This window comes from Rhodococcus sp. IEGM 1408 (assembly GCF_033142235.1).
Taxonomy (GTDB): Bacteria; Actinomycetota; Actinomycetes; order Mycobacteriales; family Mycobacteriaceae; genus Dietzia.
The window spans coordinates 533,161-547,968 of the sequence record NZ_JAWLRW010000001.1; the positions used below are offsets into that span (position 1 = coordinate 533,161).

Here is a 14,808-nt window from a genome sequence, read left to right on the forward strand (position 1 = left end):
CCGGGGGAGGTCAGTCTTCGCCGCGCAAGGCCTTCATCCGCTTGTGCGCCCCGGCCACGACGCGGCCCCGGTTGACGCCCGACGAGAACTCGACGCCCTTCTGGTTGCCCTCTCCGCCGCAGACGTGGACCGGACCGTTGCCGATCGAGGCCAGGACCTCCTCGGCGACCTCTCCGGGCTCGCTCACGGTCATGCCGGGTAGGTCCATATCGAGCCCGGCGCGGATCATGGCCGGGGTGCGGGTGACGCCGAGGATAACCTCGACCACGTCCACGCCGTGCTCGCGCATCTCCAACCAGAGTCCCTCGACGAAGACACGGCTGAAGGCCTTGGCCGCCGAGTAGATGCTCATGTCGGCGTGACCGAGGTAACCGGCCATCGAGCCCATCACCACGATCCCGCCGCGGCCACGTGCCTTGAGTGCGGGCCCGAACCGGCGGATGAGCTGCAGGGGGGAGGTGATGTTGAGGTCGATGACGCTCTGGACCCGCGCCATGTCGGACTCCACGAACTCGGCGCCGTAGGTGTTGGCGCCGGCGTTGAGGATCACCAGTCCCAGGTCCAGGCCCTCGCAGGCGGCCCAGATCTCCTCGGTGGCGCCCTCCGAGGTCAGGTCCACGGAGACGACCCGGCACTCGACGCCCCTGGCGCGAACCGCCTCCGCGGTCTCGGCGAGGGGCTCGGGACGCCGAGCGACCAGCACGCTGGAGACGCCGGCGTCGGCGAGGCGGAAGGCGATCTCGGCGCCCACGCCCTCGCTCCCGCCCACGACGACGGCCCACGGACCGTAGGCAGAGGGATCGAAAGTCTTGGTTTTGACGGGTGTCGACATATTCTGAGTGTATGACCAAGGACACAGAAGATCCCAATGTTCACCGAGGCCCGCTGCCCGGCATGGACGGGGTGGACGACTTCACGCTGCTCAGCATCCGTGAGCGGCTCGGTGAGAGTTTTGATCCGGTGCCCGCGCCGGTCCTGGACCCGGCCGATCCGGACCTGGACCGCTCGGTCGCGGAGCTGCGCAGGATCCGCGACGCGATCTCCGGGCTCGCACACTCCGGGGTCGGGTTGGGGGACATCGCGGATCGCCTCGGCGAGGTGGCCGACCTGCTCGAGCCGCGCGTCCCGGAGCCGGCCGTGCGGCTGGCGAACATGTGGACCGGCGCCGGCTCGCGGCGCGCGAACCCCGTAGGGGGCCAGGAGAACCCGATCGCTCCGCCGGTGGAATTCCACGGTTGCGACGACGGCTCGGTCATGGCCGAGGTGACCCTGGGCCCCGCCTATCAGGGACCCCCGGGCTGCGTCCACGGGGGGATCAGCGCCCTGATCATCGACCACATGATGGGTTTCGCCAACCACTGGGGCGGCCGCTACGGGATGACCGCCCACTACGAGATCGACTACCGCTCGCCCACGCCGCTGCTCCAGCCGCTGACGTTCCGCTCGTGGGTGCAGGAGGTCGACGGCCGGAAGACCTGGAACCACGCGACGATCCATGCGGGTGAGCGGTTGTGCGTGGAGGCCCGGGGGCTCTTCCTCGAGGCGAGCGTCGCCGTCCCGGGTAGGCCGGATCAGCGGTCGACGGTGGGGGACGGCATCTAGTCCCGGCCGTGCACCTGCCCGGGCCCGGTCCCCGGCGGTCGCCGCCCCGATCCCTGCCGGTCCTCAGCCCTGGAGCTCGACCCGGACGACCGTCTGGAGGTAGGGCGCGATGACCTCGGTCAGGCCGGACGCCAGATGGTCCGGGTCGTTGGGTGGGAGAGAGATGAAGCTGATGCCGATCCGGGCGATGATGGACGCCGCGAGTCGCGCCTGGGACACCTCGATCCGCATCCAGCTCTCCGACAGGGCCGGCGTGAGGACCTCGGTCGCGCGCTCGATGAGCGGCCCGGCCTCGGTGGTGATCAGGCGCAGGAGATCCGGCTGGATATCGCCGGTGAGCAGAGCGCGGATCAGAGGGTCGCGGCTGCTCGAATGGAGGAACCCGTTGATCCCCTCGCGCAGGGCGATCTCGATCTCGCCGGGGTGTCGGGTGATGGAATCCCTGATCTCCCCGGCGAACGTCTCGGACAGCTGCAGGGCGTAGGCCTGGGCCAGACCCTGACGGTTGCCGAAGGTGCTGTACAACGTCTGCCGACTGAGGCCGGCGGCCTTGGCCACGTCCGACATGGTCACGGCCGACCAGTCCCGCGACCCCAGTAGCTCGTGCATGGCGTCGAACACGGTGAGACGCAGAGACCGACGCTCACCCCGGGAGTCCCCGGGGGAGCGTCGGTCGCTGTCCGATCGGTTGCGCTGCATGACCCCATTGTTCCTGATCGTGGTGGCCATGCGGAGAAGCCCTAGGTCACCGGGAGGTAATCGACCTTGTCGCGGACGCCGCAGTCCGAGCACCGCCAGGTGGCGGGGATGGCGGACCAGGGGGTTCCGGGCGGGAACCCCTCGCGGGGCTCGCCGGCCTTCTCCGAATAGTGGTGCCCACAGTTGGGGCAGGCGTACTCGCCGATCGGGGAGGTCTGGTCCGGCGCGATGTCCGTGTCCACGACCACGTGCTCGGCCACCGCGGTGGAGCCGACCCCGTAGCGAGTGAGGTACTTCTCGCGCTTGGACGGCTGGATGTTGGCGCGGGTGACGTCGCCGTCGTAGTGGGCCAGGACCCTCTTGTCCATGACCTTGCGCCACACCGGTGGCATATAGGCCAGGACCATCATGGCGGCGTAGCCGGAGGGCAGCTGCGGGGCCTGCTCGAAACTCCGCAGGACCTGGTAGCGGCGCATGGGATTGGCGTGGTGGTCCGAGTGCCGCTGGAGGTGGTACAGGAAGATGTTGGTCACCAGGTGGTCGGAGTTCCAGGAGTGCTCTGGGCGGCAGCGCTGGTAGCGACCGGCCGTGGTCTTCTGCCGCAGCAGTCCGTAGTGCTCGAGGTAGTTGACGACCTCCAGGAGTGAGAAGCCGAAGACCGCCTGCACGAGGAGCCACGGCGCGACCTGCCAGCCGAAGGCCGCGATCAGGCCGCCGAACAGCACGACGGTCATGAGCCAGGCGTTGAGGTTGTCGTTGCGGAGGGTCCAGGGGCCCTTGCCCAGGCGGCCGAGACGCTCCTTCTCGAGGTGCCAGGCCGAGCGCGCCGAACCCACGACGCTCCGCGGCAGGAACGCCCAGAAGGACTCGCCGAGCCGCGAGCTGGCCGGGTCCTCGGGAGTGGCGACACGGGCGTGGTGACCGCGGTTGTGCTCGATGAAGAAGTGGCCGTAGCCGGTGGTGGCCAGGGCGACCTTGGACAGCCACTTCTCGCTGCCGGCGACCTTGTGACCGAGTTCGTGCGCGGTGTTGATGCCGATGCCGCCGGTGATCGCGACCGTCCAGGCCACGCCGATCGACGCGGCGATCCCCAGGCCACCGTCATAGCCCAGCCAGGACAGGTCCTGGGCGCTCCACAGGTAGCAGGCGGCGATGAGGGACGCGTACTGCAGTGGGATGTACAGGTAGGTGCACCAGCGGTAGAACGGGTCGGCCTCGAGCCTCTCCATCACCTCTTCCGGCGGGTTCTGCCCGTCCGCGCCGATGGCCAGGTCGCCGAGCGGGATGGCTACGTAGACCAGGACCGGGAGAAGGAACCACGCGGCACTCGCGGCGATTCCCCAGCCCAGCGCGTTGAACCCGGCCGCCACCGGCATGGACACGAACAGGCCCGCCGCGGGGATCACCCCGAGCAGCCACAGGTAGCGCTTGGCGTCGGACCACGGGTACGGCTCGGACTCGGCGCCGTGCCCGTGGTGGTGCGCGTCGTGCGCGGCGAGATGCCCCTCGGGCTCCTGCGCTTCGTCTCGACTGCGGATGTACTCGGTGCTGGACATCGGTCCTGACCTCCCCGATCAACATGGGTGTGGCGCATGCCACTCATTGGAGTCCAGATTAGACAAAAACTTGGCCTGTGTCTAGACACGCACCGGTATTTTGTCCAAGGAGGACGACGACGACGAGGGCAGCACCTGCCCGACGGCGGCACGGGATCCCGCCCGACGGCGGCACGGAATAAGGGTGCCGGGGGCGGGGTTGTACCTTCCGGCCGTCGGAACCCCTCTCCGACCCGGGAGGAGCCGCCGACGTGACGATGCAGCAAGCCGCCATGCGCACGCTGATGCGGGCCGAGAGCAACAACATCTCGCTGGACCGCAGCGTGTTCACCCGCGAGAACTTCCGACGGATCGGCCAGTTCGCCCGCCCGCACACCAGACTGATCGTGCTGTTCCTGATCCTGTCGGTCTTCGGCGCCACGCTCGCCGTGGTCACCCCGCTGCTCGCGGGTCGGGTGGTCACCGCGATCGTCGACCGGGCCGATGTCCGGGTCATCTTCATGCTGGCCGCGGCCATCGCCGTGATCGGTCTCGTCGAGGCCGTCAACAACGTCGTCAGCAGGTTGTGGTCGGCCCGCATCGGGGAAGGCCTGATCCTGGACCTGCGGCGGTCGGTCTTCGACCACGTGCAGACCATGCCGGTCGCGTTCTTCATGCGCACCCGGACCGGTGCGTTGGTGAGCCGGCTCAACAACGACGTCATGGGCGCCCAGCGCGCGTTCTCCGACACCCTCTCCGGTGTCGTGTCGAACCTCGTCCAGCTGGTGTTGACGCTCATCGTGATGGCCGGTCTCAACTGGCAGCTCACGTTGATGTCGGTGCTGCTGTTGCCGATCTTCCTCTTCCCCGCCCGCTACGTGGGCAGGCGGCTGGCCCGTCTCCGCCGCGAGGCCTCCGACCTGAACGCGTCGATGAACGACCAGATGACCGAGCGCTTCAACGCCGGCGGTGCCACGCTGGTCAAGCTCTTCGGCCGCCCCGCCGCGGAGTCGGCCGAGTTCTCCTCGCGCGCCGGACGGGTGCGGGGGATCGGCGTCCGCACGGCGCTGCTCATGAGCGTGTTCATGAACTCGCTGACCCTGGTCTCCACGCTCGCCCTCGCGCTGGTCTACGGGGTCGGCGGCTGGTTTGCCCTCAACGGCGGCATGGACGCCGGTTCCGTCGTGGCGTTGGCTCTCCTGCTGACGCGGCTGTACGGGCCGCTGACCTCGCTGGCCAACGCGCCCATGGACGTGGTGACCGCCATCGTCAGCTTCGAGCGCGTCTTCGAGGTCCTGGACCTGGAGCCGCTGCTCAAGGACGCACCCGACGCCGTCGACATCCCGGAGGGCCCGGCCTCCGTCGAGTTCGACGACGTCCGCTTCTCCTACCCCTCCGCGGACAAGGTCTCCCTGGCCTCGCTGGAGGAGGTCGCCGTGCTCGACACCCGGGGCGGGCAGGAGGTCCTCCACGGGATCAGCTTCCGCGCGGAGCCGGGGCAGATGATCGCGCTCGTCGGGTCCTCCGGAGCGGGCAAGTCGACCATCGCCGCCCTCCTGCCGAGGCTGTACGACGTGGACTCCGGGGCGGTCCGGGTGGCCGGGCTCGACGTGCGACAGGTCACCTCGTCGTCGTTGCGTCGTACGGTCGGCATGGTCACCCAGGACGGCCACCTCTTCCACGACTCGATCCGGGCCAACCTGACCTTCGCGCGGCCCGAGGTCACCGACGAGGTGGTCTGGGACGCCCTGCGTCGGTCCCGACTGGACGACCTGATCCGGTCGCTTCCCGACGGTCTGGACACCGTGATCGGCGACCGCGGCTACCGGCTCTCCGGCGGCGAGCGTCAGCGCCTGACCATCGCCCGGCTGCTGGTCGCGGAGCCGTCCGTGGTGGTGCTGGACGAGGCCACCAGCGCCCTGGACTCCACCAACGAGTCAGCGGTGCAGGAGGCCCTGGCCGAGGCGATGTCCGACCGCACCTCGCTCGTGATCGCGCACCGGCTCTCGACCGTCCGCGCCGCCGACCGCATCCTCGTGCTGGAGGGCGGCACCGTGGTGGAGTCCGGTACCCACGGCGAGCTGTTGGCCGCCGGGGGCCGGTACACCGAGCTCTACGAGACGCAGTTCGCAGAGCAGGAATAAGAGTTCAGAACGCCCCGGGCCCGTCGGACCGGCTCCCGGCGATCTCGGCGATCCGTCAGACCGCCCCTCCGGCGATGGCGGTGTAGACCCTGTCGGTGTCCTGATCGGTCCACCCGGTGGGGTCCAGGATCGCGGCCCACATCCGCGCCGCGTCCGGGCCGAAGGAGTGCCCGTGTCCCTCCGGGACGTCCGCGGAGAAGACCATGTCCATGGTGACCTGCCAGAACGTCACGAACGGCAGCCACCGCACGCCCGGGTCGAGGTCCGGGCCGAGGGGTTCGCGCAGCCAGTCGGGCCGCTTGACCAGCAGGTCGATCGACCACCAGGTGATCGGATCGGACGCGTGCTGCCAGTAGACCACCCGGGGAGAACCCCACGGCGCCGGGTCCCGTGCGCTGTCGATCGCGGGGTCGCGGTCGGTTGCGTGGTGGAGAGCCAGGTCCTGACCGTCCGCCGCGAAGCGTACGCGCTCGCCCCCGTCGATGACCGGCAAGCGTTCCGGCGACCCGGCGTCGCGGTGGTCGGTGATGTAGGTCCACTGCGGGGAGAAGTTCGGGGTCCCCACCCAGAGCGCACCGTCGGTTCGTGCCACCATGTCCTGCGCTCCGCTGAACGCACTCTGGCCGCCGAACGACCCCAGGCTCTCGCCGAACGTCACGAGCATCGGCCGCTCACGCTCGGGCCTGCTCCCCACGACCCGCTCGACAGCCTCGAACAGGGCGCGGCCGGCGACCTGGGGCGACTCGCGGTCGGCGAGGAAGGCCAGCGGGCTGGGCAGGAACGAGTACTGCATGGAGGCGATCGCCGAGTCGCCCCCGGCGGTGTACTCGAGCCCGGCGGCGACCCGGGCGTTGACCCACCCGCGCCCGGTGGTGGTCGCCACCGCCAGCACCGAGCGGTCGAACGCGCCGGTGCGGTGGAGCTCGTCCACCACCAGTTCGGCGGCCTCCTCGATCGATCCGGCCGCGTGGTGCCCGGCGTAGACGCGGATCGGGGTGGCGGCGGGACGCCCGGTCACCTCGGTGATCTGCTGGGCGGAGGGCCCGCCCGCGACAAACGTCCGCCCCTCCTTGCCCAGACTCTCCCACGCCTGGGTGGACGCCGGTGACCCCGAGCGCTCGGGCGCGACGGGTTGCTCGACGCCGTCGGCGGTGCCGTGGTCGGCCGCGGACGCCAGTTGATCGGCGGCTCCGATCAGACCGCGGTAGACCACTCCGTTGATCGACAGCACGGCGATCAGGACCACCAGCGCCACCGCCACCACCCGGGCCGCCGGAACCGGGAGATACCGGGTGGCGACCCGCGTCAGTCCGGCCGTGCCCCGCCGGATGCCGCGGGCCGCCGCGAGGAGCAGCACCGCGACCGCCAGCGCCAGGACGAGGATCAGTAGGAAGTTGGCACGGTCGATGCGCTCGACCCCCACCAGGTCCCGGGTGATCTGCTGCCACCACGATCCCAGGATCAGGAACGTCGGCACCGCGACCGCCGCCACGGCGGCGAGCGTCCACCAGCCGATCCGTCGGAGCCGCCCGGAGTAGTCCGGGGAGACACCGCAACGGCGGACGATCCACGCGAGCAGACAACCCAGGCCGTACCCGGTGGCGATGCTGATGCCCGTCGCCACCGCCTGCAGGGACCAGACCCGCGGCAGCAGCGACGGCGTCATGGACCACGTGAAGAACAGCAGCGCCACCGCCAGTCCGACCGGGTGGAGTGAGCGTGCGAGACCTCGGATCCGATCCGACGACGGTGACGTGGCCACGGCTTGTCCCGGTGAGAGTGGCCGTGGCGACTGCCCGGCGCGTGCGCGGATCATAACCCCGCACGTGCGCCGAGCGCTCAGCTCTCGAGGTGCAGGCCCAGCTCACGTGCAGCGAGGGCGGCGTACTTGGACGTCTGCTCGAAGGCGGACTCCAGCGGGTTCGCGTCGTTGATGTCGGCGATCTCGTTCCACCGCTCGGCCACGACCTCCGGGGTGCGGGCGTCGGCGGGCAGGAACACCCCGCGGCTCTCGACCATCTGGGAGACGGCGAAGACGCCGGCACCGGCGCCGAGGATGGTCTTGGTGGGGGCGTCGTCACTGACCATGAAGAGGGCACCGGGCGCGATGGTCTCCGGTCCCATGATGTCGAGCACGCGCTGGGGCAGCAGGTCCTCGGTCATACGGGTCGCGGCGGTGGGGGCGATGGCGTTGACCTTGATGTTCTTCTTGGCGCCCTCGATGGCCAGCACGTTCATCAGCCCCACCAGGCCGGACTTGGCGGCGGCGTAGTTGGACTGGCCGAAGTTGCCGTAGATGCCGGACGTCGAGGTGGTCATGAGGATGCGGCCGTAACCGGCCTCGGCCATGTGCGGCCAGACCGCCTTGGTGCAGTTCACCGAGCCCATGAGGTGCACCTCGAGAACCTTGCGGAAGTCGTCGGTGCCCATCTTGGCAAAGGATTTGTCGCGCAGGATCCCGGCGTTGTTGATCAGGACGTCGATGCGTCCCCACTTGGCGATCACAGAGGCGACCAGGGCGTCGACGGCGGCCTCGTCGGTGATGTCGTTGCCGTCGACCATCGCCTCGCCGCCGGCGGCGAGGATCTCGTCGACGACGAGCTGGGCCGGCGAGGTGGCCCCGCCCTGGCCGTGGACGTCGCCACCGAGGTCGTTGACGACGACCTTGGCGCCGCGCTCGGCCAGGGCGAGGGCGTAGGCGCGGCCGAGGCCGCCGCCGGCGCCGGTGATGATCGCGACGCGGTCGGTGAAGTCGATGGGGTTGGCCATGGTGAGCTCCTTGAGGTCGGGGGTTCGGGGGTGGGGTTGAGCTGGTGGGCAGGTCTGCCGGCGGAGCCGCGTCAGACCGGATCTCCCTGGGTCGTACTGGTCAGTCCAGGTCGCCGCGCACGTAGGACTCGTACGCCGGCAGGTCCAGGAAGCCGTGGCCGGACAGGCCGATCACGATGGACGGACCCGTGCCGGCCTCGCCCGTGTGCTTCCGCGCCTCGTCGAAGGCGCCCGCGAGCGCGTGGTTGGACTCGGGCGCGGGCACGATGCCCTCGGCCTTGGAGAACTCGACGCCGGCGGCAAAGGCCACGTTCTGCTCGACGGCGATCGAGTCGATGAGCCCGAGGTGCTTGACGTGGCTGACCAGCGGCGCCATGCCGTGGTAGCGCAGTCCGCCCGAGTGGATGGGGTCCGGCACGAAGTCCTGGCCCAGCGTGTACATCTTCATGAGCGGGGTCAGCCCGGCCACGTCGCCGTGGTCGTAGCGGAACTCGCCCTCGGTCATGGACGGGCAGGCGGTCGGTTCCACAGCGACGATCTTCGTCTTCGCCCCGGCCAGGTTCTCGCGGACGAACGGGAACGCCAGGCCGGCGAGGTTCGAACCGCCTCCGGCGCAGCCGAAGACGAAGTCGGGGGCGGACTCGCCGAACATCTCGAGCTGCTTGAGCGCTTCCTCGCCGATGACCGTCTGGTGCAGGCACACGTGGTTGAGGACGGAGCCCAGCGAGTAGCGGGTCTCCGGGTCGCCGGCCGCGACCTCGACGGCCTCGGACACGGCCATGCCCAGCGAGCCGGGCGTCTGGGGGTCCTTGGCCAGGAAGGAGCGGCCGGCCTCGGTGAGGTCGGACGGGCTCGGGTGCACGGTGGCCCCGAAGGTCTCCATGAGCATCCGGCGGTACGGCTTGGACTCGAACGACGCCTTGACCTGCCACACCTCGACCTCGATGCCGAAGGCCTGCCCGGCGAACGCCAGCGAGGCGCCCCACTGGCCGGCGCCGGTCTCGGTGGTGAGCTTGGTGACGCCCTCGGCCGCGTTGTAGTACGCCTGCGCGACGGCGGTGTTGGGCTTGTGTGAGCCGACCGGGCTGGTGCCCTCGTACTTGTAGTAGATCCGCGCGGAGGTGCCGAGGGCCTTCTCGAGCCGCCGGGCACGGATGAGGGGCGAGGGCCGCCACAGCCGGTAGATCTCCTGGACCGCCTCCGGGATCTCCACGTATCGCTCGGGGGTGACCTCCTGCTCGATGAGCGCCATCGGGAACAGCGGCGCCAGATCCTCCGGTCCGAGAGGTTCCTTGGTTCCCGGGTGCAGGTGCGGCGCCATCGGCTCGGGCAGGTCGGCCTGGATGTTGTACCAGTGGGTGGGCATCTCGCTCTCGGGGAGCAGTGCCTTGACCAGCGTGCCGGTGCGAGCGTCAGACGTCATGTGGGTTCCTCGAAAGCTGTGGGGAGGGGTGAGCCGGGTCTCATCCTAGGAGGTCGCGACGCATGGGGAGATGCGGGATCCGCCCATCGAGGTAGTCCTCGCCGCACCGGACGAATCCGAACTGCTCGTACCACCGCTCCAGATGGGCCTGGGCGCCGATCTCGACCGGCCGGTCGCCGCACCTGGAGAGCGCGAGCCGGATCAACTGCGCGGCGATGCCCTGCCCACGCCACTCGGGGGCCGTACACACCCGTCCCAGGTGCATGACCCCGCCATGGACCCCCGAGCCGAACAGACGGAGCGTGGCCACGAGGTGTTCCGGGTCGCCCGCGCTCGCGCCCGCGCCCCAGGCCAGGAGATGGGTGGTCCCGGGATCGGCGTCGACCTCGTCGATCTCCGCGTACGGACAGTCCTGCTCGGCGACGAAGACGTCCACGCGCAGTTTGTACAGCGCGTGGACGTCCATCGGGCCCAATTCGGCGAGGGGTGAGGCGATGACCCTCACGGCTGAGCCGTGCTCGCTCATACCGCGACGGTCAGGGCTTCTCGGTCGGCGTCCCGGTGACGGGGATGTCGTCCGACGGCTGCGGTGCGGATCCGGCGCCCACACCCGGGGCGGCGCTGCCGGCGGCGGGAGAGGTGCCGTCGGCCTGACCCGCGGGGCCATCGGGATCGGGGGAGTCGATCGTCAGATCCTCACCGGTCTCGGACGCCGGGGCCGGTGTGGGAGCGGGAGTCGCTGCCGTGGGCGTGGGCGCAGCCGCCGGGGCGGGTGCGGACGCGGGTGCGGACGCGCCGTGCTCGCGCAGGAAGTACGCGGTGGCGCCCGCGACGGCCGCGCCGCCGGCGAGTCCGACGATCCACAGCGGCGCGAACCGGCGCATCGGGCTGCGCTTCTGCTGGGGTTCGATCAGGGCCGAGGTGTGCTCGCGGAGCGCGTCGGAGTGCTTCTTGGCGTCCGCGGCCAGGCCGCTGAGGATCTCGGCCTGCTCGGCGCGGCGCTGGCGCAGCACCTCGATGCCGCGGCTCGCCCCGAAGAGGGCGAGGCCCACGGGGCCGCGGGTCGCGGCGACGGCGGCCTCGCCGAGGAACCGGGGGTCACGGAGGTCGAATGCCTTGCGGGCGGCGGTCCGGGCGTCCCGCTTGTCCTTGTCCGCCTGCTTCACTGCCTTGCGCTCGGCGGCGCGATCGCTACGTTTGCTCATAGGTAGATGGTGGCACAGCACCCGGGTACCGAGTACCTCCTCGCCGACATCCCCTGCGGACGCGTGGCAGGATGGACCCCGTGAGCATCGCAACGCAGACGGCAACCATCCACACGAACAAGGGCGACATCGTCGTCGACCTGTTCGGCAACCACGCCCCGGAGACGGTCGCGAACTTCGTCGGCCTGGCCGACGGGTCGAAGGACTACTCGCAGGCCAACGCCAAGGGCGAGAAGTCGGGACCGTTCTACGACGGCTCGATCTTCCACCGCATCATCTCCGGCTTCATGATCCAGGGCGGGGACCCCACGGGCACCGGACGTGGCGGCCCGGGCTACCAGTTCAAGGACGAGTTCCACCCCGAGCTGCAGTTCTCCGCGCCTTACCTGCTGGCCATGGCCAACGCCGGCCCGGGCACCAACGGCTCGCAGTTCTTCATCACCCTCGGCCCCACGCCGCACCTGAACAACAGGCACACCATCTTCGGCAAGGTCGCGGACGCGGACTCGCAGAAGGTCGTCGACGCCATCGGCGCCGCCAAGACCGGGGCCATGGACCGTCCCGTCGAGGACATCGTGATCGAGTCGATCGAGATCTCCTGACCCACGGGTCTTCGCACATCTGAACCCGGGCCCGTGGTGACACGGCCCTCTCGCGGCGCGGGAACCGGACGCCCCGGTCCCGCGCCGCAGGTCTATCCGGACCTCGACCAACTGAGCCAGGAATCATGACCACCCAGACCTACCGCGGCGGCGCCGTCTCGCGTTTCTTCCGTCTACAGCCGGTGACGGCGTGGCTCATCGCCGCCAACTTCGCGGTCTACGCGGCCACGGTTGCGCAGGCCCGGAGCCTCCTGGGAAACAACGCCTCAGCGTTGTTCGAGGCCACCGCGCTCTACCCGCCGCTGGTAGTGGTGTGGGACGAGTGGTGGCGGCTGCTGACCTCGGCCTTCCAGCACTTCGGGCCGGTGCACATCCTGCTCAACATGTACATGCTGTGGATCCTCGGCGTGGGGATCGAGCGCAGTATCGGGCACCTGCGGTTCCTGGCGCTCTACCTGGTCTCGGCGCTGGGCGGGTCCGTGGCGGTGATGTTCTTCAGCCAGAACGCCCTCACCGCCGGCGCGTCGGGCGCGATCTTCGGCCTGATGGGCGCCTACGCGATCGTCGCGGTGTCGATGCGCCTGGACGCCAAGGGGATCCTTCTGCTCCTGGTGATGAACATCGGCGTGAGCTTCCTGGTCCCCGGGGTCTCACTGGCCGCACACCTCGGTGGCCTCGTGGTGGGCGCGCTCGGGGCGTTCGCCCTCGTGGTGTTGCCCCGCCGGTTGCCGACGCGCGTGGGCCGCGGCGGGCGGGAGACCGTGTCGTGGGTCGGTTATCTGGTGGTGGTGGCGCTCGTCGCCGGTGCCGCCCGGGTCGCGGCCGACACCATGTCCGTGGGATTCATGGTCACCGGCTGAGCGTCCCCACCCGCTCGACACCACCCGCTCGACACCGCCCGCTGGACCCCGCGCCGCCAGTTCCCGCTGGCCCCCGCCGTCAGCCCCCGTGCGCGCGGGACCCTGACCCGGTGAAGCCCAACCCGGCCAGCGTCTCGACCACCTCGCGAGGATCGGTCCCCAGGTCGCCGCGGGTGAACACGTCGAGCTGCTCCCTGCCGCGGTCGTCGATGTACTCCAGGCGCATGAGGTGTTGTCGCGCGCCCCACCTCGCGACCCCCAGGGCCCGCACCTCCACGAGCTCCGCCGGCGACACGAAGATCACCCCGCCGAGCTTCTTGATCGCCAGCTGCCCGTCCACGACCTCTATCCGGGGACGACGGAGCAGCTGCAACGCGCCCGCCGGGATGAGGAAGAGCGCCAGCACGCCGGTGAGCAGCAGTGCCAGCGGATCCTGATCGGTGACGCCCACCACCACCGCGCCGATCCCCAGGGCGATCTGCGATACCGGCCACATCGTCCCGGACGACCAGGACGAGGCGCGATGTCCGCCGCCCGGAGTTGCTTCCTCACTCATGCCCGTCATCCTCCCTTATCCACAGGCGTTATCCACACTGTGAATGAATAACACCGTTGGAGTTCGATCCGCGTTCGAGGCGGCAGCACTCCGACCTGCAACGTCGTCCTCGTCGTCGTATTCCTGTAGTTATCCCCAGTGTGGAGGGAGTTGTCCACAGCCTGTGCGGGTGGGTCGGGGCGCGCGTGGACCCCGCTCACTTGGTGGTCCTACCACCTTGACCTGCACGGATGTCAATTCCGGAAATAAAAGCAGGTCACCCCCCGCACGTGGCGGGGGGTGACCTGTGGATAAAGCTGTGGAATGCCCGAAAAGGGGCTCCGGGAAGGGGCTACGTTCCGTGGCTGTGTGCTACCGCCAGTTCATGGTCATGAGCAGTCCCACCACAGCGAGGCCGAATCCGATGGCGAAGTTCTGCCAGGTCTCGAGATCCATCATGAACGGGATCTTCTCGCCGGCGAGGTAGTAGACGACCAGCCAGAGGAGTCCCAGGAGCATGAGGGCGAACATCGTGATGAGATACCACCGGCCGGTCGGCGTCCCCTTGACCTTCACGGGGGTGCGGCTGACGGCTGCGTCGGTGTACTCGGTCTTCGACCGGACCTTTGACTTGGGCATGGAGTCCTCGAACTGCTGGGGGATGTCCCGGCCACTCTAGCAAGGCCCGCTCCGGACGTTCACCTCGCGGACGGCAGTACGCTGCACCTATGCGCATCCTCGTCGTCGACAATTACGACAGCTTCGTCTACAACCTGGTCCAGTACCTGGGTCAGCTGGGCGCGTCGTGTGACGTGTGGCGCAACGACGACGAGAGGCTCGCCGGCCCGGACGGCGGCTACGACCCGGCGGTGCTCGAGCGCGTGATCTCGGAGTTCGACGGCGTCCTGCTCAGCCCGGGCCCGGGAACGCCGGACCGGGCGGGGGCCACGATCCCGCTGATCGGGGTGTGTGGCCGCGCCGGCGTCCCGGTGCTGGGCGTCTGCCTGGGGCACCAGGCGATCGGTGAGGCGTTCGGCGCCACGGTCGACCGGGCGGCGGAGCTCATGCACGGCAAGACCAGCCAGGTGACCCACGACGACTCGGGCGTGCTCGCCGGGATCCCCAGCCCGTTCACCGCGACCCGCTACCACTCGCTGACGGTGCTGCCCGAGACCGTGCCGGCCGATCTGGTGCCCACCGCGTGGACGGAATCCGGGCTGATCATGGCGATGCGACACCGCGAGTTCCCCGTCCACGGGGTGCAGTTCCACCCCGAGTCGGTGATGAGCGACGGCGGCCACCGGATGCTGGCCAACTGGATGGGGATGTGCGGCCGGCAGCCGTCGGAGACGCTGGTCTCGAGTCTCGAGCAAGAGCTCGACCGGGCCCGCGGCGCCGCGCTCGCCTGAGCCCCGCATCGAGACGAGCGTCCCG

Annotated in this window: 15 protein-coding genes; 5 read left to right on the forward strand and 10 right to left on the reverse strand. The window is 69.8% G+C overall.

The features are described 5' to 3' along the window. Positions 1-10: 10 nt before the first annotated feature. Positions 11-832, reverse strand: coding sequence for an SDR family NAD(P)-dependent oxidoreductase (locus R4P08_RS02550; protein ID WP_317812174.1), 822 nt, complete (start codon positions 830-832; stop codon positions 11-13). 11 nt (positions 833-843) lie between these two features. On the opposite strand from R4P08_RS02550, the gene R4P08_RS02555 reads away from it, so the two are divergent. Continuing rightward, complete coding sequence (locus R4P08_RS02555) at positions 844-1,602, forward strand: PaaI family thioesterase (protein ID WP_317812175.1); 759 nt, start codon at positions 844-846, stop codon at positions 1,600-1,602. 63 nt (positions 1,603-1,665) lie between these two features. Here R4P08_RS02555 and R4P08_RS02560 read toward each other — a convergent pair whose 3' ends face one another. After that, positions 1,666-2,301, reverse strand: coding sequence for a TetR/AcrR family transcriptional regulator (locus R4P08_RS02560; RefSeq protein WP_317812176.1), 636 nt, complete (start codon positions 2,299-2,301; stop codon positions 1,666-1,668). 41 nt (positions 2,302-2,342) lie between these two features. Next, entirely contained in the window at positions 2,343-3,857 is a 1,515-nt protein-coding gene (locus R4P08_RS02565) for a fatty acid desaturase (protein WP_317812177.1), read from the reverse strand. A 257-nt stretch (positions 3,858-4,114) separates the two neighbouring features. On the opposite strand from R4P08_RS02565, the gene R4P08_RS02570 reads away from it, so the two are divergent. After that, the gene (locus tag R4P08_RS02570) at positions 4,115-5,980 is read left to right on the forward strand and encodes an ABC transporter ATP-binding protein (RefSeq protein WP_411741142.1); all 1,866 of its coding nucleotides are present in this window, start codon (positions 4,115-4,117) and stop codon (positions 5,978-5,980) included. 55 nt (positions 5,981-6,035) lie between these two features. Here R4P08_RS02570 and R4P08_RS02575 read toward each other — a convergent pair whose 3' ends face one another. The 5 genes from R4P08_RS02575 to R4P08_RS02595 form a co-directional block, all read right to left on the reverse strand. Beyond that, positions 6,036-7,796 (reverse strand): alpha/beta hydrolase, encoded by a 1,761-nt coding sequence (locus tag R4P08_RS02575; protein ID WP_411741137.1) that lies wholly within the window; start codon positions 7,794-7,796, stop codon positions 6,036-6,038. 23 nt (positions 7,797-7,819) lie between these two features. Next, on the reverse strand, positions 7,820-8,749 hold the full coding sequence (locus tag R4P08_RS02580; protein WP_317812179.1) for an SDR family NAD(P)-dependent oxidoreductase: 930 nt from the start codon (positions 8,747-8,749) through the stop codon (positions 7,820-7,822). A 100-nt stretch (positions 8,750-8,849) separates the two neighbouring features. Further along, positions 8,850-10,172 carry a TrpB-like pyridoxal phosphate-dependent enzyme gene (locus R4P08_RS02585; RefSeq protein ID WP_317812180.1) on the reverse strand — a complete coding sequence of 441 codons (1,323 nt, stop codon included), beginning with the start codon at positions 10,170-10,172 and terminating at the stop codon, positions 8,850-8,852. Positions 10,173-10,212: 40 nt separating this feature from the next. Continuing rightward, complete coding sequence (locus R4P08_RS02590; protein WP_317812181.1) at positions 10,213-10,698, reverse strand: GNAT family N-acetyltransferase; 486 nt, start codon at positions 10,696-10,698, stop codon at positions 10,213-10,215. Between the two features lie 10 nt (positions 10,699-10,708). Beyond that, entirely contained in the window at positions 10,709-11,377 is a 669-nt protein-coding gene (locus R4P08_RS02595) for a hypothetical protein (RefSeq protein WP_317812182.1), read from the reverse strand. A gap of 71 nt (positions 11,378-11,448) precedes the next feature. Between R4P08_RS02595 and R4P08_RS02600 the strand changes: the two genes are divergently transcribed. Then, complete coding sequence (locus R4P08_RS02600; protein ID WP_317812183.1) at positions 11,449-11,979, forward strand: peptidylprolyl isomerase; 531 nt, start codon at positions 11,449-11,451, stop codon at positions 11,977-11,979. Between the two features lie 125 nt (positions 11,980-12,104). After that, entirely contained in the window at positions 12,105-12,839 is a 735-nt protein-coding gene (locus tag R4P08_RS02605) for a rhomboid family intramembrane serine protease (RefSeq protein ID WP_317812184.1), read from the forward strand. Positions 12,840-12,918: 79 nt separating this feature from the next. Here the strand turns inward: R4P08_RS02605 and R4P08_RS02610 are convergent, their stop codons facing one another. Both R4P08_RS02610 and crgA read right to left on the reverse strand, forming a co-directional pair. Further along, a complete protein-coding gene (locus tag R4P08_RS02610; protein WP_317812185.1) occupies positions 12,919-13,395 on the reverse strand; it encodes a PH domain-containing protein in 477 nt (158 codons plus the stop codon). A 351-nt stretch (positions 13,396-13,746) separates the two neighbouring features. Beyond that, positions 13,747-14,013, reverse strand: coding sequence for a cell division protein CrgA (crgA, locus tag R4P08_RS02615; RefSeq protein ID WP_317812186.1), 267 nt, complete (start codon positions 14,011-14,013; stop codon positions 13,747-13,749). A gap of 89 nt (positions 14,014-14,102) precedes the next feature. Here crgA and R4P08_RS02620 point away from each other — a divergent pair, with 89 nt between their 5' ends. After that, the gene (locus tag R4P08_RS02620) at positions 14,103-14,783 is read left to right on the forward strand and encodes an aminodeoxychorismate/anthranilate synthase component II (protein WP_317812187.1); all 681 of its coding nucleotides are present in this window, start codon (positions 14,103-14,105) and stop codon (positions 14,781-14,783) included. Positions 14,784-14,808: the final 25 nt, after the last annotated feature.

What these genes read in the sequence shown, in the direction of transcription:
- R4P08_RS02555 (WP_317812175.1), top strand. Translation starts at nt 844, where the DNA reads ATGACCAAGGACACAGAAGATCCCAATGTTCACCGAGGCCCGCTGCCC.
- R4P08_RS02580 (WP_317812179.1), bottom strand. Translation starts at nt 8,749, where the DNA reads ATGGCCAACCCCATCGACTTCACCGACCGCGTCGCGATCATCACCGGC.
- R4P08_RS02575 (WP_411741137.1), bottom strand. Translation starts at nt 7,796, where the DNA reads ATGATCCGCGCACGCGCCGGGCAGTCGCCACGGCCACTCTCACCGGGA.
- crgA (WP_317812186.1), bottom strand. Translation starts at nt 14,013, where the DNA reads ATGCCCAAGTCAAAGGTCCGGTCGAAGACCGAGTACACCGACGCAGCC.
- R4P08_RS02590 (WP_317812181.1), bottom strand. Translation starts at nt 10,698, where the DNA reads ATGAGCGAGCACGGCTCAGCCGTGAGGGTCATCGCCTCACCCCTCGCC.
- R4P08_RS02620 (WP_317812187.1), top strand. Translation starts at nt 14,103, where the DNA reads ATGCGCATCCTCGTCGTCGACAATTACGACAGCTTCGTCTACAACCTG.
- R4P08_RS02560 (WP_317812176.1), bottom strand. Translation starts at nt 2,301, where the DNA reads ATGCAGCGCAACCGATCGGACAGCGACCGACGCTCCCCCGGGGACTCC.
- R4P08_RS02600 (WP_317812183.1), top strand. Translation starts at nt 11,449, where the DNA reads ATGGACCCCGTGAGCATCGCAACGCAGACGGCAACCATCCACACGAAC.
- R4P08_RS02605 (WP_317812184.1), top strand. Translation starts at nt 12,105, where the DNA reads ATGACCACCCAGACCTACCGCGGCGGCGCCGTCTCGCGTTTCTTCCGT.
- R4P08_RS02585 (WP_317812180.1), bottom strand. Translation starts at nt 10,172, where the DNA reads ATGACGTCTGACGCTCGCACCGGCACGCTGGTCAAGGCACTGCTCCCC.
- R4P08_RS02550 (WP_317812174.1), bottom strand. Translation starts at nt 832, where the DNA reads ATGTCGACACCCGTCAAAACCAAGACTTTCGATCCCTCTGCCTACGGT.
- R4P08_RS02570 (WP_411741142.1), top strand. Translation starts at nt 4,115, where the DNA reads ATGCAGCAAGCCGCCATGCGCACGCTGATGCGGGCCGAGAGCAACAAC.
- R4P08_RS02610 (WP_317812185.1), bottom strand. Translation starts at nt 13,395, where the DNA reads ATGAGTGAGGAAGCAACTCCGGGCGGCGGACATCGCGCCTCGTCCTGG.
- R4P08_RS02565 (WP_317812177.1), bottom strand. Translation starts at nt 3,857, where the DNA reads ATGTCCAGCACCGAGTACATCCGCAGTCGAGACGAAGCGCAGGAGCCC.
- R4P08_RS02595 (WP_317812182.1), bottom strand. Translation starts at nt 11,377, where the DNA reads ATGAGCAAACGTAGCGATCGCGCCGCCGAGCGCAAGGCAGTGAAGCAG.